This is a genomic window from Roseinatronobacter sp. NSM, assembly GCF_052379845.1.
Classification (GTDB): Bacteria; Pseudomonadota; Alphaproteobacteria; order Rhodobacterales; family Rhodobacteraceae; genus Roseinatronobacter.
Genome location: NZ_JBQTCF010000006.1, coordinates 13,181 through 32,615 on the forward strand (window position 1 = coordinate 13,181; position 19,435 = coordinate 32,615).

17 protein-coding genes are annotated in these 19,435 nt (G+C 59.0%); 14 read left to right on the forward strand and 3 right to left on the reverse strand.

What is annotated here, in order from left to right; all coding sequences use genetic code 11:
• Positions 1 to 158: 158 nt before the first annotated feature.
• Entirely contained in the window at positions 159 to 1,097 is a 939-nt protein-coding gene (locus ACTZWY_RS04705; protein WP_444789536.1) for a LysR family transcriptional regulator, read from the reverse strand.
• A gap of 89 nt (positions 1,098 to 1,186) precedes the next feature.
• Here ACTZWY_RS04705 and phnA point away from each other — a divergent pair, with 89 nt between their 5' ends.
• From phnA to ACTZWY_RS04775, 14 genes are all read left to right on the forward strand, one after another.
• Positions 1,187 to 2,458: a phosphonoacetate hydrolase gene (gene phnA / locus ACTZWY_RS04710; RefSeq protein ID WP_444789537.1), complete on the forward strand. Its 1,272-nt coding sequence runs from the start codon at positions 1,187 to 1,189 to the stop codon at positions 2,456 to 2,458.
• Positions 2,455 to 3,708 carry an alkaline phosphatase family protein gene (locus ACTZWY_RS04715; RefSeq protein ID WP_444789538.1) on the forward strand — a complete coding sequence of 418 codons (1,254 nt, stop codon included), beginning with the start codon at positions 2,455 to 2,457 and terminating at the stop codon, positions 3,706 to 3,708. Before phnA ends, ACTZWY_RS04715 begins: the two co-directional genes overlap by 4 nt.
• A 35-nt stretch (positions 3,709 to 3,743) precedes the next feature.
• Positions 3,744 to 5,282 carry an ABC transporter substrate-binding protein gene (locus tag ACTZWY_RS04720; RefSeq protein WP_444789539.1) on the forward strand — a complete coding sequence of 513 codons (1,539 nt, stop codon included), beginning with the start codon at positions 3,744 to 3,746 and terminating at the stop codon, positions 5,280 to 5,282.
• Positions 5,282 to 6,163: an ABC transporter permease gene (locus ACTZWY_RS04725; RefSeq protein WP_444789540.1), complete on the forward strand. Its 882-nt coding sequence runs from the start codon at positions 5,282 to 5,284 to the stop codon at positions 6,161 to 6,163. Before ACTZWY_RS04720 ends, ACTZWY_RS04725 begins: the two co-directional genes overlap by 1 nt.
• The gene (locus tag ACTZWY_RS04730) at positions 6,160 to 7,071 is read left to right on the forward strand and encodes an ABC transporter permease (protein ID WP_444789541.1); all 912 of its coding nucleotides are present in this window, start codon (positions 6,160 to 6,162) and stop codon (positions 7,069 to 7,071) included. The genes ACTZWY_RS04725 and ACTZWY_RS04730 overlap by 4 nt, the downstream gene beginning before the upstream one ends.
• Positions 7,068 to 8,744, forward strand: a complete 1,677-nt coding sequence (locus ACTZWY_RS04735; RefSeq protein ID WP_444789542.1) for a dipeptide ABC transporter ATP-binding protein — start codon at positions 7,068 to 7,070, stop codon at positions 8,742 to 8,744. Before ACTZWY_RS04730 ends, ACTZWY_RS04735 begins: the two co-directional genes overlap by 4 nt.
• A gap of 355 nt (positions 8,745 to 9,099) precedes the next feature.
• On the forward strand, positions 9,100 to 9,756 hold the full coding sequence (locus ACTZWY_RS04740) for a hypothetical protein (RefSeq protein ID WP_444789543.1): 657 nt from the start codon (positions 9,100 to 9,102) through the stop codon (positions 9,754 to 9,756).
• A gap of 9 nt (positions 9,757 to 9,765) precedes the next feature.
• A complete protein-coding gene (locus ACTZWY_RS04745; RefSeq protein WP_444789544.1) occupies positions 9,766 to 10,386 on the forward strand; it encodes a hypothetical protein in 621 nt (206 codons plus the stop codon).
• 87 nt (positions 10,387 to 10,473) lie between these two features.
• The gene (locus ACTZWY_RS04750; protein ID WP_444789545.1) at positions 10,474 to 11,295 is read left to right on the forward strand and encodes a DeoR/GlpR family DNA-binding transcription regulator; all 822 of its coding nucleotides are present in this window, start codon (positions 10,474 to 10,476) and stop codon (positions 11,293 to 11,295) included.
• Between the two features lie 126 nt (positions 11,296 to 11,421).
• Positions 11,422 to 12,447: a 4-hydroxythreonine-4-phosphate dehydrogenase PdxA gene (pdxA, locus tag ACTZWY_RS04755; RefSeq protein WP_444789546.1), complete on the forward strand. Its 1,026-nt coding sequence runs from the start codon at positions 11,422 to 11,424 to the stop codon at positions 12,445 to 12,447.
• 35 nt (positions 12,448 to 12,482) lie between these two features.
• Positions 12,483 to 13,970, forward strand: coding sequence for an aldehyde dehydrogenase (gene aldA / locus ACTZWY_RS04760; RefSeq protein ID WP_444789547.1), 1,488 nt, complete (start codon positions 12,483 to 12,485; stop codon positions 13,968 to 13,970).
• 176 nt (positions 13,971 to 14,146) lie between these two features.
• Positions 14,147 to 14,914 (forward strand): ATP-binding cassette domain-containing protein, encoded by a 768-nt coding sequence (locus ACTZWY_RS04765; RefSeq protein ID WP_444789548.1) that lies wholly within the window; start codon positions 14,147 to 14,149, stop codon positions 14,912 to 14,914.
• Positions 14,911 to 15,897 (forward strand): ABC transporter permease, encoded by a 987-nt coding sequence (locus ACTZWY_RS04770; RefSeq protein WP_444789549.1) that lies wholly within the window; start codon positions 14,911 to 14,913, stop codon positions 15,895 to 15,897. The genes ACTZWY_RS04765 and ACTZWY_RS04770 overlap by 4 nt, the downstream gene beginning before the upstream one ends.
• 98 nt (positions 15,898 to 15,995) lie before the next feature.
• Complete coding sequence (locus ACTZWY_RS04775; protein WP_444789550.1) at positions 15,996 to 17,012, forward strand: sugar ABC transporter substrate-binding protein; 1,017 nt, start codon at positions 15,996 to 15,998, stop codon at positions 17,010 to 17,012.
• A gap of 184 nt (positions 17,013 to 17,196) precedes the next feature.
• Here ACTZWY_RS04775 and ptsP read toward each other — a convergent pair whose 3' ends face one another.
• Positions 17,197 to 19,083, reverse strand: a complete 1,887-nt coding sequence (gene ptsP / locus ACTZWY_RS04780; RefSeq protein ID WP_444789551.1) for a phosphoenolpyruvate--protein phosphotransferase — start codon at positions 19,081 to 19,083, stop codon at positions 17,197 to 17,199.
• A gap of 46 nt (positions 19,084 to 19,129) precedes the next feature.
• Positions 19,130 to 19,417: a PTS sugar transporter subunit IIB gene (locus ACTZWY_RS04785; RefSeq protein WP_444789552.1), complete on the reverse strand. Its 288-nt coding sequence runs from the start codon at positions 19,415 to 19,417 to the stop codon at positions 19,130 to 19,132.
• Positions 19,418 to 19,435 lie beyond the last annotated feature (18 nt).

Sequence of the window (19,435 nt, forward strand, 5' to 3'; positions counted from 1 at the left end):
GTGTCCGCCTATTGGCGTAGACGGCAGACCGTTGGCGCAATTCTGTGTTTTCCCGAAAGACAACCCGCTCGCGCCGCCGCAATTGCAGGACGCGTCATGCCGGCTGGGGGCCGGATGTCCGACGCATGACGTGCAGGTGGCTGAACCGCAAGTCCAGTTCAGCCACCTGCACCAACCTTGCGTTTTATCTTCTGTTCCGGCGACGCTTCTTTGCTCTGGTCACACAGCCACCGGATAAACTTGAGTTCCGCATCCCTCGGGCGACGGCCGGGAGCATGGAACGCGAAAATTTCTGGCCCCGGAATTCGATATTCTGGCAAGGGTTCGACCAGTTCGCCCCGCGAAATGATCTCGGACAAGGTAATTACGGGGCCAACGACCGCACCTTCGGCAGCAAGCGCCGCTTCCAGCGCGATGTAGAAGTGATGAAAACACTTTCGTTCGCGGGACAGGCGGACTTGTCGCCGGCTTTGGGCAATCCAGTTTTCAAGCTCTCTTGGGCGGCTTTCTGACGCAATAAGCGTGATGGCGGACAAGTCGATCTTCCTTTGGTTCCGGATCGTTTGCACCAGCGCAGGCTTTGCCAGAAGCCCCAGCTTCTCGGAAAAAAGGTGAACTGCATCTTCTGGACGATGACCCGGGTTCGCCTGACGAATTGCCACATCATAGTCGATTGTCGGAAGTGGCGTGTTTGAATGGGTCGGGATCACATCGACGCGGATATGCGGGTGCTGTCGCAAAAGATGCCACAATCGTGGAATAAGCCAGCGCATTGCAAATGTCGTTGGCACAGCAACACGGATTGTCGTTTCCGGTGACTGGGGTTGGACCTCATCAATGACAGATGCAAGCATGTCGCGGGCCTGGTCAAAGGCCGCTGCAAGAATGAACGCTGTTTCGCTGGGTTCCACAACGCCCGACAATCTGGTGAACAGAATCAGTCCAAGCTGGGCCTCCACCTCGGCGATTTTTTTGCTCACAGCGCTGGGTGTTACATGAAGCTCGCGTGCCGCTGCAGTGAAGCTTTTGTGACGGCACACGGAGGATACGACAGACAAGCCTTTGAATGGAATTCGTTTTCTTTTTGTCGTTTCCATTTTTGCACTCCTCGGTTCCTTTAATTCCTTTTGCGATCCGGCGCGCCTGACCGACACAGGGGCAGTTACTGGAACAGGATATCTGGCGAATGCTACATCATGACGACGCACTTGGGTCGGACCACTGGAATGACAAACGAATTGACGTGAACGGCAGGCAATACGCCCTTCCGTGCAAACCTGTGGCCGTGATCTGCATAGACGGTTTCGACCCCGAATACCTTGATGCGGCGCTTGCCGACGGCACAATGCCCACGCTTGCGGCCTGGGTTCAAAACGGGTTCGCCTGCACTGTGGACGCGGCCATGCCGACCTTCACCAATCCCAACAATATCTCGATTGTGACAGGTGTGCCGCCGTCCGTGCATGGTGTTTCTGGGAACTATTTTCTGGATCGCGACACCGGTATCGAAACTGTTATGGTGGACGAGTCCTTTCTTCGGACCGGAACCATTCTGGCCGCTTTGGCAGGTGCAGGCGTGCCCGTCGCGTCGATCACAGCGAAGGACAAACTGCGCAAGGCGCTTGGTGCCGGCCTGAAGGGGATTTCCTTTTCGGCCCAACACGCTGGCGCCACGACGCTGGAAGAAAACGGCATCGAGGCTGCCGAAGCCCTTGTGGGACGTCCGGCACCGGACCAGTATTCGGCGGATTTGTCGCTATTCGTGCTGGATGCAGGGATCGCTTTGCTGAAAGAAGGCCGGGCGAAGTTTCTGTATTTGTCACTGTCTGATTTCATTCAGCACGCGCATGCCCCGCGCAGCGCGGAATCAGATGATTTCCTGCGCGCCATAGATGACAGGCTTCAGGCCATAGAAACGCTTGGCGCTCGTGTCGCGCTGACCGCTGACCATGGAATGAAAGACAAGGCCGATGGCGCGGGCAGGCCCAATGTCATCTATCTTCAGGACTATCTGAATGCAATTTTCGGCGATGATGCGGTGCGCATCATATGCCCGATTGCTGACCCGTTCGTGCGGCACCATGGTGGTCTTGGATCATTTGTGCGCGGGTATGTGCGCGACGGCATATCGGTCGAGGATGTGCTGGTTGCGGCACGCAAGGCACCGCTGGTCGCCGAAGTCCTGTCCGCCGAAGCGGCCGCGCAGCGCTTTAGCTTACCCATCGACCGCGAAGGGGATTTCGTCGCTTTGGCCGCGGACATTGCGGTGATTGGCGCCAGTGCTGACGAACATGACGTGTCAACCCTGGCCGGGCAGCGCCTTCGTTCCCATGGCGGGATTTCCGAACAGCGCGTTCCGCTTATCGCATCGCACCCGCTAGTGCCGGGTTCCGCTGACGGAATTCTTCACAACTGGGACGTGTTCGACGTTGCCCTGAACCGGATGGTGCGATCATGACACAGCGTGCGATCGTTATCATTCTGGATGGTCTGCGCCGCGACTGGGTCAGTCCCGCGCTGACACCGGAAATCTGGGCCTTCGCAAGCCATGCAACCCGGTTTGACAAGCACCGCAGCGTGTTTCCGTCGTGTACGCGGGTGGTGTCATCTTCTGTTGCCACAGGGTGTCTGCCCGCCCGACACGGGATTCAGGGAAATATGCTGGCCCTGACAGAAGCTGGTCGCCCGGTTTTGCATGATGTCGGGCCACCGGGCTTTTTTGAGCATCGCCGCGCAGTGACAGGGCAGGCGATGGAACGGCCCACATGGGCAGAACGTCTTGCGGGGCGGGGCGGGTCGGTCGTCTATTCGAACGTGTCCCCCGGCGCGGCATATGCCCAAGACCCCGACGGGTGCGGGCGGGTGTATCACCGCGCTGGTTCCTACGGTCCCGGCCGTAGTCCTATTGTCGGCGAGCAGGCGCTTGACATCACGCCCGACACTGACGGCGACGCGGCCATGATGGACCGTTTTCGCCGCGACATGCTGGATGAACGCCAGTCTGCGCTGGGCGTGCTTTGGTGCGGCAATCCCGACACCGCGCAGCATAAACTGGTTCTGGGGTCACCCGAACATCATGCCGTTCTTGCCACGGTGGATCGCAATATCGGGCGGCTGCTGTCCGCAATAGGGCGTGATGACGAAACACTTGTCGTGCTTGCAAGTGATCATGGGCACGAAGCGGTCAGCGGCGCGGTCGATGTTGTCGCGGCCTTGGTGGAAGCTGGTCTGAAGGACAGCACCGAAAGTCACGATGTCGTCGTCGCGCCAAATGGTTCGGCGTGTCTGATTTACCTTGGACCACAGGCACAAGCCAAGCGGTCCGCGATTTCCGGCTGGCTGTCGGCGCAGCCTTGGGCGGGGCAGGTTTTCGACGCGGACAACCTTGGTGAGCTGGGCCTTTCTGACCGCGACGGGTTGGCCTTTGCGGTTTCGATGGCGGGCAGCGATGCGCCCAACGCTTACGGAACTCCCGGCGCGACCCTGGTGGCCCTGAAGCCCGGACAGGCAGGACCGGACCTTGGCACCGGGACGCATGGCGGAATTGGCGCTTGGGCACAGTCCCCCTTTCTTATGATCCGTGGTCCCGGCTTTGCACCTGGCAGCGTTGCGCATGATGGCACAAGCGCGATCGACCTTGCGCCCACAGTTTTGCGCCACCTTGGGCTGGCGACGACCGACATGGACGGCCGGCCCCTGCAAATCTAGCAGCTTCTTTCAAAATAACCTTAAGGAGACTTCGTATGATACGTCTTGATCCAATCCGCCGCCGCCTGTTGCTTTCGGTGGCCGCTGCAACCCTGCTGCCGCTGGCGTGGCCTGCCATGGCTGACGACCCTGTTCGTGGCGGCGTGCTGCGCTATTCCACAACCGGCCTGGATACTGCTGATGCGCATCGCCATACAGGGTCAATCGGTGTTGTCCAGGCGTATGCCGAAGCGCTGACCAGCATTGCGCCCGATGGCAGTGTGGAGCCGTTTCTGGCCCAATCCATTGACGTTTCCGATGACGGTCTGGAATATATCTTCATTCTTCGGGACGGTGTGCGCTTCCATAATGGTGATCTGTTGACCGCAGAAGATGTGGTCGCCAATTTTGCCCGCGTTCGTGACAATATCAGCCGGGGCTGGCTAAGCGGTGCGATGCAGCTTGTCGAGGAATTCGAGGCGGTTGATCAGCGCACCTTCCGGCTGATCATGACAGAGCCATATGCACCGCTACTTAATCTGCTGTCCGAGTTGTGGATTTTGTCGCCGCAATCCGAAGGCTGGGATGGCCAGCTTGTCACCCCGATTGGAACGGGTCCCTTCGTTTTTGACGAGTGGCTGCCAGGCGTGCGTCTTCATGCGCCGCGTTTCGATCAGTATTGGAAGGCGGGGTTGCCCTATCTTGATGCTGTGGAATTCAACCTGCGCGAAGACATCGACAAGGCGCTGGCGTTGCGGGCGGGCGATCTGCACATCGCAAGTGTGACGCGCGACACATTGCCTGAACTGCGCGCCGATCCGAATATCGATATCCGCTTTATGAAGGACACAAGCTGGAATTTCGTGTCCTTCAACAACCGCTCGCCGCGCCCACCGTTCGATAATGTCCGCGTTCGTGAAGCGGTGGCATATGCGCTTGACCGGCCGGGTTTCATGAATTTTGTTGCCGGGGATGATGGCGTTGTAACCAACCAGATGGTCCCGCCGGGCAACTTCTATTTCGATCAGGCCATGCATGACGCCGATCGCCACCATACGCGCGACCTTGATCGCGCGCGTGAAATCCTGGCCGAGGAAGGCGTAAACCCCGCCGACTTCAAGCTGCGGGCGGTTTCATGGCAAAACCCCTACACTCAGGTCGCAGTTCAGATGGTGCGCGAACTGGGATTCGAGATTGAACATCTGGCACTGGATGATCTGGGCGCCATGCAACGCCTGGGCGAATATGACTGGGATATCGCGCCTTTTGGCAGCGGTCCGCGCGCCGATATTTTCATGCGCTTCATCCGCATGATGAGCGATGGCCCCAACCCCGGCCTGTGGGGGGGGGTCCAGGATGCGGAATTCGATAGCATGGTCACGGCAGCGGTCCGCGAAGCTGATCCTGACCGCCGGCGCCAACACTATCTTGATGCCTGGCAGCACGCCTTGGACAACTACTACACAGTTGTCATGGGACATTCGCAAGGTGCCATCGTCAACCGCACTGAAGTTCGGGACTGGGACCCCGGTTTCACCTATGCGCCCAACTGGGCCAGCGGTGGTATTGCACATGTCTGGCTTGGTGAAAGCTGATGCTCTCGGCACAGAAGACCGGCGCCCCCCGCATGGGGGGCGTTCGCAACCCGGTTGTTGTTCTAAGCGCAGGTTTCGTGATTTTTATTGTCGTGGCGGCGCTGGTGGGGCCTTTGCTTATCGCACATGATCCGCTGCACCAGAACCTGATGGCGCGCAACGCCGCGCCTGGCGCTGATTTCTGGCTTGGGACTGACAATCTTGGGCGCGATGTGCTTGCGCGGCTTATCGCCGGTGCCCAATTCACGTTGCTTGTCGGGCTGGGTGGCGCGCTGATTGCCTTCGTTGCGGGGGCCGGAATCGGCCTGAGTGCCCTTGCCATCGGGGGGCCGGTGCCGCATGTCGTGTTCGGTGTGGTGGATCTGGTGCGGGTTTTGCCCGGGCTTCTGATTGTGTTGTTGTTGATCGCGTCGCTTGGACCGGGCACCGGGCCTGTCTTGTTCGCCGTTGGGCTAAGCTTTGCGCCTCAGTTTGCGTATGTTTCCCGGGCGGTCTGGATGCGCGAAATGCAGTCTGACTATGTGGCCAGTGCGCGCACGCTTGGTTACGGGCGCATCTATATATTGTCCCGGCATATCGCACCCAACATCGTTGGTGCATTGGTCACGCAAGCAGCAATCATTCTGCCGCGCTGCATCGTGACTGAATCGGTCGTCAGTTTTCTGGGCCTTGGCGCGTCCCCGGATGCCCCGACTTGGGGACGCATGATTTCCGACGCGGCCCGCCTTGCGGAACGGGCACCGCACGCTGTCCTTGCGCCGTTGATCGCGCTGGTCGTGCTGACATTTTCGCTGTCAATGCTTGGGGATCGGCTGCGCGTTAAACTTGATCCCTTGCGCCGCGCATCCGCGACAACACCCCTAAGGAAAACAATGATATGAAACAGATGGTAGCACTCGCCACCACAGTTGGACGGTCGGCGCTTCTGGTGGTCGCAATCGGGGTACTGGTGTTCTTTTTCCTGCGCATCGTGCCAGGCGATGTTGTGGATGTCTTCTCAGTCGAGGGGGACTTGACGGCGGCACAGGCGGACATGATGCGCAAAGAACTGGGCCTTGATGCCCCCCTTCCTGCGCAATTCGCAGCCTGGGTCGGGAATCTTCTGGCCGGTGAGTTCGGAACGTCAGTGCGGTATCAGCGCCCTGTCGGTGATCTGATTGTCGGTGCGATCCCCACGACACTTGTGGTCGGGTTGGGAAGTTTCGTTTTCGGGGTCACACTGGCCATTACGCTGGCAATCGGTGCCGCGCTTTGGCCGAAATCGGTATTTGCCGTAATGGTCAATGTCGTGAACGTCTGGTCGATTGCCCTACCGACCTTCTGCGTCGGATTGGTCGGAATAATTGTGTTTTCAATCTGGTTGGGCTGGATGCCCGTGTTGGGCAATATCTGGTTGCCGATCATCGTTATCGGAATGGATATCGCAGGTCAGCTTGTAAAAACCCTGCATGAAGAACTGAAAGAAGCAACGAGCAGTGCCCATGTGCGCACCGCCCGCGCAAAAGGGGTGCACCCGATAAGGCTGATCGTGTTTCATCTGCTGCCTACTGCCGCGCCCCTTGCGCTTGCTTTGTCCGGCATCGTTTTGTCGGGGCTGGTGGGGGGCACATTGACCATGGAAGTTCTGTTCGGACTGCCTGGCATAGGAAGCCTGACCTTGAACGGTATCCTTGGGCGCGACTATCCGCTGATTCAGGCAACGCTTCTGCTTCTTGCACTTGCGGTTGTGGTTTTGAACGGACTGACCGACCTGTTGCATACCCTTATAGACCCGAGGCCTGCCCAATGACCCATTTGCTGGAAATTTCGAACCTGTCCATCGACATCAACGGGGCGCGGGTGGTCGAGAAGCTTTCCCTTGCCATTGACAAAGGGGAGTGCCTTGGCATTGTCGGTGAAAGCGGCAGTGGCAAATCGCTGACTGCGCTTGCTGTATTGGGGCTGTTGCCGCTGGCGGCATCTGTTGATGCGGCGTCTGCAATCCGCATGGACGGCACCGACATTACCCGACTGGACGAAGGGGCGATGCGGCGTTTTCGTGGCGCGCGTGTCGGCATCGTGTTTCAGGACCCCATGTCATGCCTGAATCCTTTTATGAAAGTGGGTGCCCAGATCGTTGAGGCGATCCGGACGCATAAGCCGGTTTCGGGTGCCGATGCGCGCAAGCAAGCGCAAAATCTGCTGCGCGAGGTCGGCATTCGTGACCCGGAACGCCGGTTCGGAGCGTTCCCCCACGAACTGTCCGGGGGCCAGCAACAGCGGGTTATGATTGCCATGGCGCTGTCGGCGGACCCTGCGTTGCTGATCGCGGATGAGCCGACCACAGCGCTGGATGCAACTGTCCAGCATCAGATCCTGACCCTTTTGAAACGCCTTCGCGCACAGCGCGGAATGGCGTTGATGTTCATTTCCCATGATCTTGGCGTCGTGGCATCCATCGCGGAACGGGTCGCGGTTATGCGCGATGGCCGATTGGTCGAATCCGGGCCGGTTCACGACATTCTTGCAGCGCCGCGTCATCCCTACACGCGCGCGCTGATTGCCGCCCGCAGAAGGATGGTGGGCGGACGCTCGAAGGGGGCGGGGCAGGCTGCAACAACTGGCGGTGTTGTCGTAGAGGGGTTGCGCATCGTCTATCGTGCGAAACACAGTCTGGGCCGACCCTTCGTTGCGGTCGATGATGTCGATCTGGTGATAGAACCGGGCCAGGTTGTGGGTTTGGTGGGCGAGAGTGGCAGCGGGAAAAGCAGTATCGCGCGTGCGCTGGCAGGGCTTGCCAGACCGGATAAAGGCAGAATTGCCATGCTCGGGCGGGAATTCACGCGCCAGTCATGGCAGATTCCAAGGCACTTGCGGGGCAAGCGCCAGATCGTATTTCAAAATCCGACTGGCGCCCTTAATCCACGGTTGCCCATTTCCACACAATTGGCTGAGCCGCTGAATGCGATACATGGCCCCACCGGCCATGAGCGCGTCGATCGCATGATACAATTGCTTGCCGAAGTGGGGCTGAATGAAAGCTACCTTGACCGCTATCCACATGAAATGAGCGGTGGACAGAAACAACGCATTTGCATCGCACGGGCGCTGCTGTCTGATCCCGATGTGCTGATCTGCGATGAAGTCGTCTCGTCCCTGGATGTGACAACCCAGCTTCAAGTCCTTGATTTGCTGGCATCCCTTCGCGCAAAACGGGGGTTTTCCATGCTGTTCATCGGACATGACCTTGATGTTGTGGCGGCCGTGTCAGACCACATCGCCGTGATGCACGAGGGGCGGATCATCGAGACTGGTAGGGCTGCGGATATCATTGAAAGGCCCACGAATTCCTATACGCGCCGTTTGATCGACGCGATGGACGCCGTTCGATTGCCACAGGATCTGTCTGACGATTTCCACCCCGGTTTGTTGGGCCATATCGAAACCGGCGTCGGCGCGACGTCTTTTTTCGCGGCGGGCTAGGGGATCTGGCTGGTTCACACGATTTCAGAACGGCGTTTGCGGGTTTTCCGGCCCGCGCCGCTGCACGGCATAAATTGCGCCGTGCCTGAAGGCCAATAACCGCGGCACGCTGCAACCCGGGCATGGCGGCAAAACACCCGCACTTGCGGGTGGTGCCTGAAACATGACATCCGGCCTTGCGGCCTTTGTTGGTGGCATTGACGGTGCCCGGCCCTTGACTACGCGGGCGGTGCTGCGCATGTTGTATGCGTGCGTTGCAATTGTTCAAGTGACGTGCGCAGGATGGGCCTTATCCATTTGCGACACGAAAACCGGGTGCAAATACGACCACCGTTTATCAGCAAAGGACGCCGTTATGACGTCGATCACACAAATCCCGAAGGGAATCGCCCGCGATCTTGGCTTGCCCGGACGCGACATATTGCGCGGTGTGCGGTCAACCCTTGCCCCTGCAAAAGCGCTGCTGCCAGCGCCAGTCCGCCTTGTCTTACGAAAGTTCGATGCGTCACTCACGCCATCTGGTTTGCCCGACAGCCTGACGCCAGATGCGGATTTCTTTTCAGGCAAACACGAACATACAGCGCAGTTTGCGATGGTCGCGCATGCGGCACTGACCGAGGTTTTGCAGCTTATGCAGCGCGATCATTTGATGGTCAGCGAAACTGTTCTGGCGCTTGGCCTGCGGCGGGCGGCGTTGCCGTCGCGCAAGCATAATTGCGCCAGTCAGGTGGCTGCAGATGTCGCAAAAAGCATCATCAAACATCATGCCGTAGGCTGCGTGCCGGGCACCCCTTACGGAATGCAGCAAGAGGATCTGGACGATACAAGCGTGGCGGTTTTCACCGTGCTGTTGTGGTTGCTGGTCGACAGACCGGAACCCGGGCAACGTGAAGCGGCGCTTTTGAAGCTGTGCCATGATGTTGCGGTGACCCAGCGCGCCGATATTTTGGCCGCTTTTGGCGCATATGACACTCTGGCGGCGTTGCTTGATGCAAATGCGCGCCTGATCTGATGGCGCGCCATGTCTGACACAAGCCTTCAGGTTCACGGCACCGACCGCCCGCCAGTGCGCAAGGCGGTGCAGCGCCTGCGCTGGTTTCACAAGTCTTTTCATGATCAGGTCGCGCAATGTGCGCAGACGACGGGTGTTTCGTTTGCTGTTGACGACAAAAAACTGACAGCCGGGTTTATTGAATGGCTGCGCGCCTTTGAGGCGCAAAAACCCCAGAATGCAGATAGTCGGCGCGCCTATGTCGGGTTTGCGGCGGGGCTGATGCTGCGCACGATGATCCGGCACACCCCACTGACCGCCACGCGGCTTCCAGACAGGTTTGATGCGACGGACCCGGCATATTTCTGGCCGGAAGGCTATGTTTATGTGACATTCTGCCTGAATATTCGCGCGGCGGTGCTGGAACAGGATTTCCACGAAGACCAGCGCCTTGCCCCCGAACTGACGGATTTGCGCAGTTGGTGGTCGTTCCGTGAGAATATCAGGCATGATCCGTCCTTGGCGATTGCTTTTCTGGACCTGTTCGCGGGCGAAGTGCCAAATTGGACAATGTCTGCGGTGTTCCAGTCGGCGCAGCTGCGCGATGCGCTTGGTCAGGATCGTGCGGGAAGGCTTGAAAACCAGTCCTGACGGTGGGGGCGGTTTTTGCCATCTTGTCTAAATTGGCAAAAACGATCAAAATCTATCATACATGAATTGGTATGTTAGGGGGCCGGAATGTCAAGAAAAACGACGGCGCGGGTCGATTTGCTGCCCGCGCAGCGCCATGCGCTTATTTTGGATGTGCTGCGCGATTTCGGGGCGGCATCTGTTCAGGATCTTGCGGACCGGCTGGATGCGTCGGTTTCCACTGTCCGGCGGGACCTCGATTATCTGACCGAACAGGGGTATCTTGACCGCACCCATGGGGGGGCTGTCATCCGTTCCGTCCCGTCCGCACGGTTCGAGCCGGAGGCCTCCATTTCAGCGGAGCTTGCGAAAAGCCAGAAAAGCCTGATCGGTGCCGAAGCGGCGCGGCGGGTGAAGGCCAACCAAAGCATTCTGTTTGATGCAAGTTCCACGGTTCAGGCTGTCAGCCATTGCCTGTTTTCCGCCCAGATCCCGATAACCGCTGTTACGAATGACCTGATAACTGCCGGTATTTTAAGTAAATCATCAAAGATCGAGACGATTGTGACAGGCGGCGTTGTGCGGTCTGGCACGGGCACGCTGATCGGGGCGCCGGGCGATCCGTTCCTGACAACGATCCATGTCGATATTGCGTTTATTGGTGTGCACGCCATCTCGGATCAGGCGTTTACTGAAACCAGTCTGGCGCTTGCGGCAATGAAGCGGCGGATGATCGAGGCCGCGGCGCAAGTCATCGTGTTGGCAGATTCCAGCAAGTTTGGCCTGACCAGTTTTTGTGACATCTGCACGCTGGCCGATGTGGACGAGGTTATCACCGACAGTGGGGCCAGCGCCGGGCAGATTGACGCTGTGCGCGCGGCTGGCACGACATGCACTGTTGTGGATGCTGTGACGGGTCAGGTGCGCTGACGGAAAATCCGACTGCAAACTGTATTGACAGATATTGAACTTTATTGCACATTCTTGAACGAAGATGGAGTATTTTGGCGGAATCGTTTGTCTAATGGCGTTCAAGGTTTCGCAGGGAAGCAGCGCATGAAACTTGCCATCACAATGGGCGATCCCGCTGGTATCGGGCCAGAGATCACGTTGAAAGCCTTGCAAAAGATGCACGGCCCCGACGCGCCGGAACTCATTATCCTTGGGTGTGCCGGGGCGCTGGATGTGGCGGGCCGCGCCCTGGGCCTGCCAGTGCCGCCGCGCATTGCCGAAGGTCAGGTGGCCACCCATCGCGGGCATGGCGTTGTTGCGCTTGACCCTGACAGTGCAACGCCAGAACCGGGCGTTGTCAGCGCCAGCGGCGGGCATTTTGCGTTCCGCGCCATTCGTGTGGCGGTGGATCTGGCGCTTGCGGGAACCGTTGCCGGGATTGTAACGGCCCCGCTGAACAAGGAAGCGCTGAATCTGGCCGGTCACGCCTATGCCGGTCATACCGATATGCTGGCTGACCTGACGGGCACATCCGGTACGGTCATGATGCTGGCCCACGGCAATTTCCGCGTGGCGCATCTGACAACGCATGTCGCGCTGGCCGATGTGCCCAAATTGTTGACCCCGCAGCGCCTGAACCGGGTTATTGAGCTGACCCATACGGCGCTGAAACAGCTTGGCCTGACCAATCCCCGCATAGCAGTTGCGGCGCTGAACCCGCATGCGGGCGAAGGCGGGATTTTCGGCCGAGAAGATATCGACATTTCCGCGCCGGTTGTGGCCGAATGGGTCGCGCGCGGCATGCATGTCGAAGGGCCAGTTCCCGGTGATACGGTGTTCGTGAAACTCAAAGGCGGCCGTTATGACGCAGTTATCGCCATGTATCATGATCAGGGGCATGTTCCGGTCAAACTGCTGGGCTTTCGGACCAATCCCGAAACCGGCGCCTGGGAGGCGCTGAATGGGGTCAATGTAACCTTGGGGCTGCCCATTATCCGCACCTCGGTCGACCATGGAACCGCGTTCGACATCGCGGGGCAGGGCATCGCCAGTGCCGACAGCATGGTGGAAGCGATTGAATATGCAGTCGCCCTGGCAACCGCACAAAAGGCGGGGCTTTCGGCAGCCTGAAAGCGCCCCGCCCCAGAATAGATGGAGGAAAAACGATGAACATACCACTTCCCGGGCCCGAGATGCTGGTCAACGGCAAGTTCCGCCAAGGGCCCACGCAGCGCGATGTCATCAACCCGGCCAGTGGGCAGGCATTCGCCAATGTGTATATGGCAGATGCGGCCATCGCACATGAGGCCATCGCCAGCGCGCGCGGCGCACAACCGGCATGGGGGGCGCTGGCGCCATTGCAGCGCGCTGCGGTCATGCGCGAAATCGCGCGCCTGATCCGGCAGGACGCCGAAGATTATGCGCGCCTGATCGTCAGCGAACAGGGCAAGACCATCAAGGAAGCGCGCGGCGAAGTGGGCGGCGCGGCAGAGTTCTTTAGCTATTTTTCAGAGTTTGCGCGCCGTATTCAGGGGGAAATTCTGCCGTCAGACCATGCGGGCGAACAAATCTGGGTGCAGCGCCTGCCCTTGGGGGTGGTCGGTGCGATTATCCCGTGGAACTACCCGTTTGCGCTGGTTGCGCGCAAGGTTGCGCCAGCGCTGATCGCGGGCAATACGGTCGTGCTGAAAAGCCATGAGGAAACGCCGCTGTCAGCGCTGGCCATGGCGCGTATATTCGACCGTGCAGGGGTGCCCGCTGGTGTTGTGAATGTGCTGTCAGGCACCGGCCCCGAGGTTGGCGAGGCCCTTTGCACCGCGCCTGACATTGACCTGATCACGATGACCGGCAGCGTGCCAACAGGCAAGCGCATCATGGCAAATGCCGCGCAAAACCTGACCCCTGTATCGCTGGAACTGGGCGGCAAAGCCCCGTTTATTGTTATGGCCGATGCTGATCTGGATTTGGCTGCACGCTCCGCCGCGACATCGCGCTACATGAATTGCGGGCAGGTCTGCATTTGCAACGAACGCACCTATGTTGAACGTCCGGTGTATGATGCGTTTGTCGAGAAGTTTCTGGCCGTCAGCAGGTCCTTGCGTGTGGGCGATCCGATGGACCCGGCCACCGATATCGGGCCAAAGGTCAATCTGGCCGAACTGGAAAAGGTTGAAGCACGCGTGGCACAAGCCTTGTCGGACGGCGCTGAATTGTTGATGGGCGGGCACCGTCCTGAACGCAGCCCCACCGAAGGCGGGTTCTATTATACACCGACAGTTTTAACCGGGCTGCGCCCCGATATGGCAATTCTGCGTGATGAAACCTTCGGGCCGGTGGTGCCCATCGTGCCTTTCGACACGTTCGAAGATGTTGTGGAGCAGGCCAATGACAGTCGGTATGGGTTATCCGCATACCTGTTCACCAATGATATGCGCCGCACAATGCGCGCTGTAAACGAAATCGACTTTGGCGAGATTTATGTGAACCGTATCGGACCGGAAAGCTTGCAAGGGTTTCATACGGGCTTTCGCAATAGTGGGCCCGGTGGGGATGACGGGGTGCATGGTCTGGACAAGTATCTGCGCAAGAAAACCGTCTACATCAATTACTCTGGGTCGAACACAGTCGACCTTATGCCTTACCCGGCAGGGTAAGCCGCGCGCGGCCAAAGCGTGTCAGCAAATATGAACTTTTGCGTTGACAGATTTACAAATGTGCGATTGCATGAACGATATACCAAACCGGCCGGAGGAGCCCGTTTCAGGTAAATCGCCAAATATCGCAGCCTTGGCCGGCTGCCGAAACATCACGAACGAAACGGGAGGAATGGATGCAAGAGAAACGACCCTTATTAGAGGTCAGGAACCTTGAGAAGCGATTTGGCGGTGTCCGCGCGCTTCAGGGGGCTTCACTGGCCATTGAAGCAGGTGAAACCATCGCGCTGGTTGGCGATAATGGCGCGGGCAAATCGACATTCGTGAAGTCGATCGCTGGTGTACAGCCCGCCGATACGGGCGAGATTTTGTTGAACGGCACGCCGGTCAGCATTCGCACCCCCAAAGATGCTGGGGCCTTGGGTATCGAGGTGGTCTATCAGGATCTGGCATTGGCCAATTCGCTGGATGTGGCTGCGAATGTCTTTTTGGGGGATGAACCGAAGCTGTTGAACCTTGGATGGTTTTCCATCCCTGACACCAAAAAGATCGCGCGGGAGACGACAGAAACCCTCAAGCGGCTGCGCATCAATATTCCTGATCCCAATCGCCCCGTAGCCAACCTGTCGGGCGGGCAGCGTCAGGCGGTTGCGATTGGCAGGTCCGTCCGCAAGGGACGGCGCGAATTGCTGATCCTTGACGAACCCACTGCCGCGCTGGGCGTCGAGGAAGTGCGCAAGGTTCTTGCACTGATTGAATCGCTGAAAGAGTCGGGGCAAACGATGCTGATCATCTCGCATGATCTGGAGCATGTTTTCCGGGTTGCGGACCGCGTTGCCGTCATGCGTCAGGGCCGCGTGATTGCCACACGACGGATTGCGGACGTCACAAAAACGGATGTCGTTCGCCTTATTGTTGGTGATCTTGAAGGAGCGGTCGCATGACAAACCCAGCCCAAACCATGCCGGGCAATGCGTCCAAAAGCAACTCCTTGTATCGGCTTACGGCTTTGCCCTATTTCAACGTGGCCGTGGCGATTGTGGTGATTTATGTCGCGCTGACGATTATAACTGGCGACACATTCAATACCGTAAACAACCAGATCACCATCATGCGCGCCGCGTCGGTGTTCCTGATCTTGGCGGTTGGCCAGACGCTGGTTATGAACACTGGCGGTATCGACATTTCCACGGGGTCGATGATCGGCGTTGTCGGGGCAATTGTCGGGTCCACACTGCAAAGCGGGGCGCTTGACCCCATGCTGGCCATCCCTGTGTCCATTCTGCTGGGGGCATTGCTGGGGGCGTTCAACGGGTTCAATATCACGGTTCTGGGTGTGCCGCCCCTGTTGGCCACGCTTGGCACGTTTGTCGCCTATCGTGGGTTTACACAGCATTACATGGGCGTCAACCTTGTTACGAACCTGCCGGATGTGGTGACAACTGTTGGCCGTTCCTGGGTGTTGGGTATGCCCCTTGCGGTCTGGATTGCGCTGTTTGTCACCTTGGTGGGGTGGTTTGTGCTGACCCAGACGCTTTACGGGCGGTATATCACGGCAATCGGGTCCAACCCCAAAGCTGCGGAAGCCACGCGCCTGAATGTCAAACTGCTGACCGCGTCAACCTATGTCATTCAGGGCGCTTTGGCGGGCCTGGCGGCACTGGTGCTGATGGGGCGGCTGAATTCATCGTCCGCCGCAATGGGCGAAGGGTTGGAATTGCACATCATCGCCGCGGTCGTGTTGGGGGGCACCTACCTGTTTGGCGGGCGTGCCACCATGGTGGGAACGCTTCTGGGTGTCTACCTGATTGGCATGCTGGAGAATGGACTTATCCAGACGGGCGCGGGCTTCTTTGTGCAAAAGATGATCCTTGGCTTGCTGATCATCGCAGCGGTCGCCCTGCAACTGCAGCAAAAGCGCAACTGACAGCGCCTGTATCAGACTGAATTCCCGGCGGCAGTGCGTCTTGACGCCGGGCACAACACGCAAAGACGCATGTTCAATCTTTCTGGGAGGAGAGAAGAATGAAATCCGTGACTACACTATTGGCAACAGCGGCATTTGTCGGAACCGCAGGAATGGCCATTGCACAGGATGCGCCGTTGCGCATCGGGTTTGTCTCGCACCAGCATGACATCACCGACCTGTTCGGTCAGCTTGAAATCGGCTTTCGCAACCGGCTGGACGCTGAAAACCTGGAATATGAGCTGTTTCAGGCGGCGCCCAGCGCATCGGGGCGGCATGATGAAATGCTGAATATTCTGGAAAACATGGCAAACCTGAACCTTGACTACATGGTGTTCGGGCCGTCCAGTCTGGACCAGAACACCCCCGGTCTGGTTGAAGTGGCGAATTCCGGCACCAAGCTTTTGATGGTGGACTATGAACCGGCCGAAGGGGCAACATTCCCGTTCGGGGAGTCGGTTCTGAACTGGTCGGTCTATAACCACGGCCAAATGGGCGAAGCTACCGGCGAATGGATTGCCAATCATTTCATGGAACAAGGCCAGTCCGAAGCCAATGTCATCATGATCTGGGGGCCAATCGCGTCCGAGATCAGTCAGGCGCGCGGCAATGGTGTGTTGCGCGCAATGGAGGCCGCCGAAGGGTTTACCGCCAATATCCTGTATGAAGGCTATGCGGATTTCCAGCGCGAATTGGCGTATGCCGAGATTGAGCGCGCGCTGATTGCCTATCCCAATGTTGAAGTCGTGGTCGCAATGAATTCGGTCATGGCGTTGGGGTCAATGGCCGCATTGGAAGGGCATGGCGTTATCGATGACGTGGTCGTAACTGGCATGGGCGGACAAGCCGATGAACTGGAAATGGTCGCACGCGGTAAAATTGGTGTGGCCGTGTTCCGCGACCCGCGCAGCATGGGGGCCAATTCCGCTGAAGCGCTGATCATGGACCTTCAAGGGCGCACCGATGAGATACCGCCCGTGCTGTATACCGATCTGCGCACACTGGATACGATTGATGCGATCCGCACCTATGTTCCCATCGAAATGCTGGATATCGACGCCAAACTGGGCAACTGACCGTTTCCCCCTGACCATAAATGCCGGGCCATCGTTGGCCCGGCGTTTTTTGTTTTCCGATAGGCTGTGCAAAAGGCGCGCCAAAGCATGTCGCGTTCATCCGCATTCAGGCGACATGCGCTAACTTATTGATTTCGAAAGCTTAAGGAGTGCAAAATCGGCTTCCACTTTTGCGCGACATACTCTAAAGCCCTTCCAGCCCGCAAATCTGGCGTTTGACGCGGGCTATTGCGCCGGGGGACATGCTAAGCTCGGTTACGCCTGCCGCCACGAAAAGCGGAACCAACGCAGGGTCGGCGGCAGCTTCGCCACATATGCCGACCCAAAGCCCGTGTCGGGTTGCGGCGGTGCAAACGGCCTTGATGGCGGCCAGAACAGACGGGTGGTCCGCGCGGCACAACTGCGCGACATTCGGGTTCAGCCGGTCGGCGGCCATAAGATATTGGGTCAGATCATTCGTGCCGATGGAAAAGAACGCCGCTTCCTGCGCCAGCAGGTCGGCGGTCAGAACGGCTGCCGGGGTTTCGATCATGATACCAAGGTCAAACAGGCCATGCGCGGTGCCTTCCTGCGCAAGTTCCGCGCGGCATTGGTCGATTAACGCGTGGGTGGCGCGCAGTTCTGACAGGTCGCTGACCATGGGCAGCATCACCTTCAGGTGCCCATGCGGGGCCGCGCGCAACAGGGCGCGCAATTGCGGCTTGAACACATCTGGCCGCGACAGGCACAACCGAATGCCGCGCATCCCAAGTGCGGGGTTTTCTTCCGCGGTTGGTGTCAGGCCGCGCAGGGGTTTGTCGGCCCCGATGTCCAGTGTGCGGATGATGACGGGGTGGTCAGGGAAACGCCCCAGAATGGCGCTGTAGGCCTGATACTGGTCATCCTCGGTGGGGGGGCTGGCCGCGTCGATGAACATCAATTCGGTGCGGAACAACCCAACCCCCATGGCCCCCGCCGCGCAAGCGCGGTCCAGTTCGGCCACAGACCCAAGGTTTGCAGCCACTGTGATGGACCTGCCGCCCGGTGTTCGGGGCGCCACATCACGAAAGCGCAGAAGGTCGGCAGCGTCTTTTTGCGCGGCCTGCGCGGCGTTTGCAAACTGCTGTTCGGTGGCGGCATCAGGGTCGGGGACCACAAGCCCGCGCGTGCCATCCAGCGCGATGCGCTGCGCTGCAAACAAGCGGTCTCGTAGCGCTTCGGCCCCAAAAACGGCGGGCACACCATAGGCGCGCGCAATGATTGCGGCGTGGCTGGTTACGGCACCTTTCAGGCACACAATGCCGCCCAGCCGCGCCAGATCAGTCTTGCCAATGTCCAGTGCAGGCAATTCCTCGGCCACGATGATGGCACCATCAGGGGCAGCGTCCAGGGTCAACGGTTGTTGCCCTTGCAATTCCAGCGTCATCAAATGGGCGACACTGCGCATGTCTTCGGCGCGCGCGCTGGCATAGGGATCATCCAGCGCAGCAATCTGGCGGGCGTTTTCGGCGCCCGTCTGCTGCACGGCTGCGACGCTGGACATGCCCGCGCGCACCCGCCCTTCCAGTGTGTCCAGCCATTCAGTATCGTCTGCCAGATCGCTTAGGGCCTGCAATATCTGGCGGGTTGCGGCATGCGCTGTGCGTGCCGCGTCCGCACGGATGCGCGCCGTCAGGCGCGCCGCAGCGCCCTGCAGGCGGCGCAGTTCGGCTTCAACGGCAAGGGGGTCAATATAGTCGGGTTCGGGCTGCACCACGGGCTGCACGAAGTGAAATGCCGGGCCAATGGCCAGGCCTTCGCTGGCCGCTATGGCGGGTTTGGCGGGGGGGCTGGCCGTTGCTGGTGCCCCGTCCAGAAACTGGCAAATCTGGTCCATGGCAGTTTGTGTGTCGTCCCCGCGCCCGCGCAGGGTGACAGTCTGCCCTTCTTTGACGCCCAGCATCAGAAGTTTCATGGAGGACCGCGTCAACGCCGCGCGTCCGTCATGCAGAATTTCGATATCGGCCCGGAAAGCGCGCGACAATCGCACCAGTTCCGCTATTGGCCGGGCATGCAGCCCCCCTTTTACCCGCACATTGACATTTCGCTGCATGCGCGCGCCTCCCTTGTTGTGATGCTTTGCCTGCGTGGGGCATGGTCTAGCGTGACAGGATTTCAGTGATCTTTTCCAACTCGCGGTCTTTGCCAATGCCGGTCAGGAATGCCAGCGTTACAATCGCGGGGCGCGGCAAGTCCTTTGGCAGTGGCGTGGTCGAGATGACCAGATCGACATCCCCAATCTGTCCGGGCACTTCGGATGCCTTGCATTGGCGCGTAATGATGGCGATGCCGCGATCTTGCATCGCGGCTTGCACCGCCTGCGCGACAACTGTTGACGTGGCAACGCCGGTGCCACAGGCAACAAGCACTTTTTTGGGTTCGGTCATGTCCGGTTCCTTCGGTTT